The following is a 7,616-nucleotide window of genomic DNA, read 5'->3' as shown; positions in this document are numbered from 1 at the left end:
CTGCTGGGCGATGTGCTGAAACTGCTGGGTGAGGGAGCCCCACCCCATGGCCGAACAGGCCCAGCAGTGGTGGGGCTCCCTCACCCAGCAGTTTCAGCACATCGCCCAGCAGGTGCTGCAAGACCCGGCACAAAAAAACGCCATGGCCCAAGCCGCCAGCATGGCCAGCGATTTCACCAAAGTCGCCGCCCAAACCGCCAGCGACATGATGCGCCAAGCCGTCAGCCAAGCCACCACCGCCGCGCAAACCGCCGCCCAGGCCGCAGCCGCCATCACCCCCACTGCGGCACCCAAAAAAGCGCCAGCCAAAAAAGCAGCGGCCCCAGCCGCCGCCAAGACGGCAGCAGCACCAGCCAAAGCACCGGCTGCATCCGCTGCCAAAACCACTACAAAACCCGCTGCAAAATCCACCGCCCCCAAGGCCCGCAGCACCAAAAAACCCGTTTGATACAGCCGACCGGGCTTGGCATGCCCAAGGCCAGCTCCCCCGGGCGCGGCAATGGTCGGCCCGGGTGCCCTGTGGTTAGCGGCCCGGGTCTTGGTACACCCGCACGCAGTCGCGGCCAGCGGCCTTGGCCTGGTAAAGGGCGTGATCGGCAAAGCTCAGGTGCAACTCCAGCGGGTTGTGCGCGTCCCATTGGGTGATGGCCGCCATCCCAATGCTGCAGGTCACACCAATCACATTGCTGCCATCCAGAACAATCTCCAGCTGGCGCAATTGATCGCCAATGCGCTGGGCCACCCGCTGGGCCTGCGCCAATGCTGTGCGCGGCAAAATCACGACAAACTCTTCCCCGCCCATGCGGCCCAGCACATCCTCGGGGCGCAACACGGCCTGTGTGCTGCGCACAAAGGCCTGCAACACCTTGTCGCCATTGGCATGGCCGTAGAGGTCATTGACTTGTTTGAAGTAATCCAAATCAATCATCAGCAGCACCATGGGCTGGCCTTCGCCACGCATGCGCTGCAGCAATTTACCGCCCCGCTCCAACAGGGCGCGGCGGCTCAGGGCCCCGGTCAAGGCATCGTAATCCACCAACTGGCGCAACTGGCCCAGGCTTTGTTGGCGCAGGGCATAGGTGCAGGCCACGGTCAAAGGAGCCAACGAGAGCAGCGCTACCCCCAAGCGCAGCGAGGTGACATCGTTGATATCGGCCAAGCTAAAGGTGAAGCTGCCGATGGAGATCGACAGCATTTTCCACAGACTCAGCACAAAATTGAGTAGCACCGTAGGCCGCACCCCATAGGCCATGGCGTACCAAATCATGGCTGGCACGGAAAAGCCCAGCGTTCCCGGCCCCTTCATGACGAAAGCGACCGCCTCGCTCGCAATCAAAGTCACCAGCGGCAGGGCGTAGTGCCAATCCATGGGCTTGTCTGGCCACCAACTGCGCCACGACCACACCTTGGTGCGCGCAGCGACCAAAAACACCGGCACCGTCAAAATAAACGCGGCAAATTCTGACACTGCCCACATGACGTAGGCTTGCCACCAAGGGATCTCGAACCGCATCCAGGACAACGCGCCCCCCACCGCCGCGCTGGCCAGGGCCGCCACCAGACAGGCTTGCAACAATTCGAGCACCGAGCGCGATTGCTGCAACTCCCGCACCCTGCGCGGCTTGCGCATGAAAAGCCACCATCCCACGGCCACGCCCAACTCATTCGCCGCTGCCATGCCAAAGGCCCAGAATGGGGCCGTGCCCATCAGCCAGTCGGTCAGTGCATAAGCGGCATAGGCATACGCCCAGGTGCGCCAGTCGCGCCCCCAGTGGGGGTTGCGCAGCAGCAGGCCCAGCATGACGGCATTGGTGCCCCAAAAGGAGGCCAAATACTCGCTTGTGCGGGTGCCAATCCCCAGCAAAGAAAAAACCACAACGCACAGCACCACCAACAGCTGCCCTTGCCACAGGGGGCGCTTGGTGCTGGAACTCAAAAAGGACAGGCTGACCATGCAATCATTGTGGCGCAGCTTGTTCACCTACAACGGTAGAAAAGCCGCTTTATCAACCCCAGCCTACACACCCCGCGCCCGGTCGGCCTTGAACTGGGCACGGAATGCCGCGAACGTGCCCGCATCCAGTGCGTTGCGCACTTCCTGCATCAGGTTCAGGTAGTAATGCAGGTTGTGGATGGTGGTCAGCATCGGCCCCAACATCTCGCCGCAGCGGTCCAGGTGGTGCAGGTAGGCACGGCTGAAACCACCGCGCCCGCCGTCTTGCCAGCTCACCCCCTCCACCCCAGCGCAGGCATGGCAGGTGCAGGTGGGGTCCAGCGGCTGGTGGTCGGTTTTATGGCGGGCGTTGCGCAGCTTCAAATCGCCAAAGCGGGTGAACACCGTGCCATTGCGGGCATTGCGTGTGGGCATCACGCAGTCAAACATATCCACCCCGCAGGCCACGCCCTCGACCAAATCCTCGGGCGTGCCCACGCCCATCAGGTAGCGCGGCTTGTGCGCCGGCAGGCGGTGCGGCGTGTGCGCCATGATTTGCAGCATTTCGTCTTTGGGCTCGCCCACGCTCACTCCACCGACGGCGTAGCCCGGAAAGTCCATGGCCACCAGGGCCTCCAGCGACTCCTGGCGCAGATGGGGAAACATGCCGCCCTGCACGATGCCAAATAGCGCGTTGGGGTTGCCCAAGCGGTGAAATTCCTCCTGGCTGCGCTTGGCCCAGCGCAAGCTCATCTCCATGCTCTGGCGGGCCTGGGCCTCGGTGGTCAGCACGCCGTTGGTTTCATACGGCGTGCATTCGTCCAGCTGCATGACGATGTCTGAATTGAGCACAGTCTGAATCTGCATACTCACCTCGGGCGACATAAACAGCTTATCGCCATTGACCGGGCTTTGAAAATGCACGCCCTGCTCGGTGATCTTGCGCATGGCCCCCAGGCTCCAGACCTGAAAGCCACCCGAGTCGGTCAGGATGGGCTTGTGCCACTGCTCAAAACCGTGCAAGCCGCCAAAGCTTTGCATGATGTCCAGCCCCGGGCGCATCCACAGGTGAAAGGTGTTACCCAAAATAATCTGCGCCCCCATGTCGTGCAGGCTGCGCGGCAGCACGCCTTTGACGGTGCCATAGGTGCCCACGGGCATGAAAATAGGGGTTTGCACAACGCCATGGTTCAGCGTTAAACGGCCACGGCGGGCGTGGCTGGCGGGATCGGTGGTGAGCAGGTCAAATTGCAGCATAGGGGCGCTATTGTCCCAGAAGCGCAAGCGCACTCGAAACGCTGGGCACGAATAACGAAGAACGAATAGCGCGCCCCAGCGCCTGCCCACCCCAGCCCCTTGCACCCGCTGGCGTGCGGCTGGGGGCCGCGCATCCCTGGTTATAGTGGGCACCGCATTTTCATGAAAGGCCGATATGGACGAAAACACCCAAACCCTTGCCATCGCCGTCGATGGTTCTGACACCGCCCTGCAAGCCGTACGCCAAGGCATCGCCCTGGTGCAAGGCGGCCTGAACGCGCAGCTGGCCCTGCTGCATGTGCAAGAACCGGCCACCTTCCTGGAGCTGGCCACCAACGACTCTGACCTGATTGCCGGCGCGGCCCTGGAAGCGGGCAAAGATTTACTGGCCAGCGCCGAAGCCTTGGCGCAAGCCGCTGGCGTGCCCTTTACCAGCGAAATCGCCCTGGGCGAACCGGCCACCGAACTGCTGGATCTGGCCGAAAGCTTCAACGCCAGCATGCTCATCATCGGTGCCAGGGGCGTGGGCGCGCTGCAGCGCGCGCTGATGGGCTCGGTGTCGCAGGCGGTGCTCAACCGGGCCAATCTGCCGGTGTTGATTGTCAAGCCCGTAGAAAAAGAAGAAGCTCAATCCGCTGACCAATAAAGGGATTTCGGCATCTTTATTCATAAAAACAAGCTATTTCAAGCGCTAGCAGCACCTGTTTTTAAGAAGTAAGCCATAAAAAAACCCCGATGCAGGCATCGGGGTTTTTTGTTGGGGTTAGACCACTTTAGAAGTTGTGGCGCACGCCCAGGGCGAAGGAGGAGAAGTTATCGCCTGCGTTGGTGCCGGCCTTGATGCTGTCAAAGCTGGCAGCGCCGCTCGAGTAGTCCATGCCCTTGCCGCTGTTGATGCGGGTGTAGTAGGTGTAGATTTTGGTGCGCTTGCTCAGGTTGTAGTTGTAACCCAGAGTCCACTGCGTAGCAGCCGAATCGCTCACATTGCTCCACTTGTTGGCACGGCCCACGTTCACGTGGAATTCCGAAGCGTTCATCACGTACATGGCCGACAGGCGGAAGTTGTTGCGGGTGCCAGCACCGGTGCCCAGGATGGCGTTGTCGTCTTTGTTGCGCTGGTAGTAAGCACCCACGGTGAACTGACCGAAGGTGTACAGGCCGCGCAGGGCAGCTTGGTAGTTGCTGTTCCAGTAGCTGTAGCCAGCGCCCAGGGACAGGGGGCCGTTGTTGTAGTTGGCGGCCAAGTCGTAGGCGTTCTTATTCACTGCAGCAGCACCCGTCCGGGCTTTTTCGTGCAGGCTCACGCTGGCTTCGGCCCAGAAGTTGTTGAAGGTAGGCGTGCGGTAGGCCACTTTGTTGCGGGTGCCATTGCCATCAAACCAAGCCGCGTCGTAGTACAGCACATCGGACGACGAACCGGTTTCATGGTTGTGCATGCCGATGTAGTCGGACGTGGCGTAGTAGGACTCAGGGTAGAAGTTACCCAGGCGCACCATACCGAAGTTGCCCGACAGGTTCACTTCGCTTTTGCGGTCGAAGGTCAGGGGGCCAGAGCCGTCGTCAGAGTTGAAGCTAGCTTCCAGTTCGAAACCAGCTTTCAGGCCATTGCCCAGGTCTTCCACGCCTTTGAAACCGATGCGCGACCTGTTGTTAACCAGGCCAGTGGCTTTGTTGTCGCCCAATTTTTGGTGCTCAACGGTGGTATTCACGCGGCCATAAATGGTCACGCTGCTTTGGGCCATAACAGCCGAGGTACCGCAGACGGCCACAGCGGCCAGCATCAGGCGAGAGAGTTTCATCATGTCAAATCCTTGTGGGAAGAATAAAAAAGGGTTGCGCTCTGGTTTGTCTCCGTAAAGCCCAGTAGCGCGGGTGGGCGGATTTTAGGAGGCCCCCTGCGTGAAGGGCCTTTTTTGCGCAGGAAGTAGGCTTTTTGGCGCAAAAAAACAACAATTCAAACACCTGCCCACGGTGCTTTGTCGCTGGCACTACGGCAAATCGCCATTGTGCCGCCACGACCGCCCCCCTTTTTTCATGCGCTTTCACGGGGCGGTTCAGCAGCCACCCAGGCGGCGGGAGCCAGCGGTTGCAGGCACAAAAAGTCCACACCCCGTAGTAACCCTAGGCACTTGTTTTTCCATATGAAATTTCCAGTGAAAACCCTGTCAATTTTCGTCAAACCGAGTAAGCAAGCGGTCAGACCGAATTTCCAGAATACCGCTGTCGGCAAAGTCTCCAGACTTACTGAATGCTGACAATCTCGCAACATAAGGAGGCAAACAATGACTGATCCCATTGTTCAAAAAATCCAATCTCATCCTAAGTACCAGGAGCTGCGTGCCAAACGCAACCCGCTGGGTGTCACCCTAACCATCCTGATGCTGATCGTGTACTACGGGTACGTCGGTCTGATCGCATTTGACAAAGAGTTTCTGGCCGCGCCCCTGGGGCCTAACGGCGTAACCACCCTGGGGGTGCCCATTGGGTTGGGGGTGATTTTGTTCACCATCGGCATCACGGTGTACTACGTGCGGGTCGCCAATAACAAATTCGACACACTGACCGAAGAACTGCTCAAGGATGTGACCAAATGAAGCGCGTACCAAAGCATTTTGTCGGCTCCGCCCTGGCCCTGGCGGCCTTGGCCACCAGCCCGCTGGCACTGGCCGCTGGCGGTGACATTGGCAATGTCAATAAGCAGGCAACCAACTGGATTGCCATCATCATGTTTGGCGTATTCGTGGCGGCAACGCTGTGGATTACCAAATGGGCCTCGGGCCGCACCAAATCGGCCGCCGACTTCTATACCGCCGGGGGCGGGATTACCGGCTTCCAAAACGGTTTGGCGATTGCGGGCGACTACATGTCGGCCGCCTCCTTCCTGGGGATTTCCGCGATGGTGATGGCCACCGGCTACGACGGCATCATCTACTCCATCGGCTTTTTGGTGGGCTGGCCCATCATCACCTTCCTGATGGCCGACCGCCTGCGCAACCTGGGCAAATTCACCTTTGCCGACGTGGTGGGCTACCGCTTCAAGAACGGCCCCATCCGCTCGTTTGCCGCTTCGGGCACGCTGATCGTGGTGGCCTTCTACCTGATCGCCCAAATGGTCGGGGCCGGCCAGCTGATCAAACTGCTGTTCGGTCTGGACTACTGGATCGCCGTGGTGCTGGTGGGCGCGTTGATGATGATCTACGTGATGTTTGGCGGCATGGCGGCCACCACCTGGGTGCAGATCATCAAGGCGGTGATGCTGCTGTCGGGCGTGACCTTCATGGCCTTCATGGTGCTGTCTAAATATGGCTTCAGCCCCGAGGCGCTGTTTGCCGACGGCGTGCGCGTGCGCACTGAAGTGGCGGCCAACGCGGGCAAAACGCCGGAAGAAGCGGCCAAAGCCGGCCTGTCCATCATGGGCCCTGGCGGCTTCTTGAAAGACCCGATTTCGGCCATCTCCTTCGGCATGGCGCTGATGTTCGGTACCGCTGGTTTGCCCCACATCCTGATGCGCTTCTTCACGGTGCCCAACGCCAAAGAAGCCCGTAAATCGGTGGGCTGGGCCTCGGTGTGGATTGGCTACTTCTACATCCTGATCTTCATCATCGGCTTTGGTGCCATCACCTTGGTGCTGACCGATCCGACCATGGCCGACACCGCCAAGGGCGTGATCCACGGCGGCGCTGGTGCGGCCAACATGGCGGCAGTGCTGGTGGCCAAGACCGTGGGCGGCGACGTGTTCTACGGCTTTATCTCGGCCGTGGCGTTTGCCACCATCCTGGCCGTGGTGGCTGGCTTGACCTTGTCGGGCGCCTCCGCTGTGTCGCACGACTTGTACGCCACCGTGTTCAAGGGCGGCAAGGCCGATACCGCAGCCGAGCTGAAAGTCACCCGCATCACCACTTTTGCACTGGGCATCATCGCCGTGCTGCTGGGCATTTTGTTCGAGAAGATCAACGTGGCCTTCATGGTGGCCTTGGCGTTTGCCATTGCTGCATCGGCCAACTTCCCGGCGCTGATCATGTCCATCCTGTGGAAAAACTGCACCACCCGTGGCGCGGTGATCGGTGGCTTCATGGGCCTGGTCTCTTCGGTGGTGCTGACCATTGTTTCGCCCTCGATCTGGGTGGCTACCCTGGGCAATTCGCCTGAGTCGGTGCTGTTCCCCTACTCGTCGCCGGCGTTGTTCTCCATGCCGCTGGCCTTCTTTGGCGTGTGGTTCTTCTCGATCACCGACAAGAGCGCCCGTGCCGAAATCGACCGCGCTGGCTTCCCTGCCCAGCAAATCCGCTCGGAAACGGGCCTGGGCGCTTCGCAGGCTTCTAGCCACTAAGCACAGCGGCTGCGCACAACAAAAACCGGGCTTAGGCCCGGTTTTTTTTATAGCTGGATGCGCTGATTAAATAAAGATTTCAAGAAGATTCATTGC

Annotated in this window: 7 protein-coding genes; 4 read left to right on the top strand and 3 right to left on the bottom strand. The window is 60.1% G+C overall.

Going from position 1 to position 7,616, the window contains the following annotated elements:
* Positions 1-46 precede the first annotated feature (46 nt).
* Positions 47-448 carry a hypothetical protein gene (locus J1777_RS01720; protein WP_207574105.1) on the top strand — a complete coding sequence of 134 codons (402 nt, stop codon included), beginning with the start codon at positions 47-49 and terminating at the stop codon, positions 446-448.
* Positions 449-523: 75 nt separating this feature from the next.
* On the opposite strand, the gene J1777_RS01715 is transcribed toward J1777_RS01720, so the two are convergent.
* Both J1777_RS01715 and tgt read right to left on the bottom strand, forming a co-directional pair.
* Positions 524-1,954, bottom strand: a complete 1,431-nt coding sequence (locus tag J1777_RS01715) for a GGDEF domain-containing protein (protein WP_207574104.1) — start codon at positions 1,952-1,954, stop codon at positions 524-526.
* Positions 1,955-2,017: 63 nt separating this feature from the next.
* A complete protein-coding gene (gene tgt / locus J1777_RS01710) occupies positions 2,018-3,190 on the bottom strand; it encodes a tRNA guanosine(34) transglycosylase Tgt (protein ID WP_207574103.1) in 1,173 nt (390 codons plus the stop codon).
* A gap of 175 nt (positions 3,191-3,365) precedes the next feature.
* On the opposite strand from tgt, the gene J1777_RS01705 reads away from it, so the two are divergent.
* Entirely contained in the window at positions 3,366-3,836 is a 471-nt protein-coding gene (locus J1777_RS01705) for a universal stress protein (RefSeq protein ID WP_207574102.1), read from the top strand.
* Positions 3,837-3,963: 127 nt separating this feature from the next.
* On the opposite strand, the gene J1777_RS01700 is transcribed toward J1777_RS01705, so the two are convergent.
* Entirely contained in the window at positions 3,964-4,992 is a 1,029-nt protein-coding gene (locus J1777_RS01700; protein WP_207574101.1) for a porin, read from the bottom strand.
* A gap of 480 nt (positions 4,993-5,472) precedes the next feature.
* Between J1777_RS01700 and J1777_RS01695 the strand changes: the two genes are divergently transcribed.
* Both J1777_RS01695 and J1777_RS01690 read left to right on the top strand, forming a co-directional pair.
* Complete coding sequence (locus J1777_RS01695) at positions 5,473-5,784, top strand: DUF485 domain-containing protein (protein WP_207574100.1); 312 nt, start codon at positions 5,473-5,475, stop codon at positions 5,782-5,784.
* Positions 5,781-7,520: a cation acetate symporter gene (locus J1777_RS01690; RefSeq protein WP_207574099.1), complete on the top strand. Its 1,740-nt coding sequence runs from the start codon at positions 5,781-5,783 to the stop codon at positions 7,518-7,520. Before J1777_RS01695 ends, J1777_RS01690 begins: the two co-directional genes overlap by 4 nt.
* The last annotated feature ends 96 nt before the right edge of the window (positions 7,521-7,616 follow it).

This window comes from Comamonas denitrificans, from assembly GCF_017368815.1.
GTDB classification, from domain to species: Bacteria; Pseudomonadota; Gammaproteobacteria; order Burkholderiales; family Burkholderiaceae_C; genus Comamonas; species Comamonas denitrificans.
The sequence above is the reverse complement of the archived record's forward strand: the minus strand, read 5'-3'. Positions and strand labels throughout refer to the sequence as shown.

Bases quoted from the DNA above. Each gene is read 5' to 3' on its own strand.
- J1777_RS01720 (WP_207574105.1), top strand. From the start codon at position 47: ATGGCCGAACAGGCCCAGCAGTGGTGGGGCTCCCTCACCCAGCAGTTT.
- J1777_RS01715 (WP_207574104.1), bottom strand. From the start codon at position 1,954: ATGGTCAGCCTGTCCTTTTTGAGTTCCAGCACCAAGCGCCCCCTGTGG.
- tgt (WP_207574103.1), bottom strand. From the start codon at position 3,190: ATGCTGCAATTTGACCTGCTCACCACCGATCCCGCCAGCCACGCCCGC.
- J1777_RS01705 (WP_207574102.1), top strand. From the start codon at position 3,366: ATGGACGAAAACACCCAAACCCTTGCCATCGCCGTCGATGGTTCTGAC.
- J1777_RS01700 (WP_207574101.1), bottom strand. From the start codon at position 4,992: ATGATGAAACTCTCTCGCCTGATGCTGGCCGCTGTGGCCGTCTGCGGT.
- J1777_RS01695 (WP_207574100.1), top strand. From the start codon at position 5,473: ATGACTGATCCCATTGTTCAAAAAATCCAATCTCATCCTAAGTACCAG.
- J1777_RS01690 (WP_207574099.1), top strand. From the start codon at position 5,781: ATGAAGCGCGTACCAAAGCATTTTGTCGGCTCCGCCCTGGCCCTGGCG.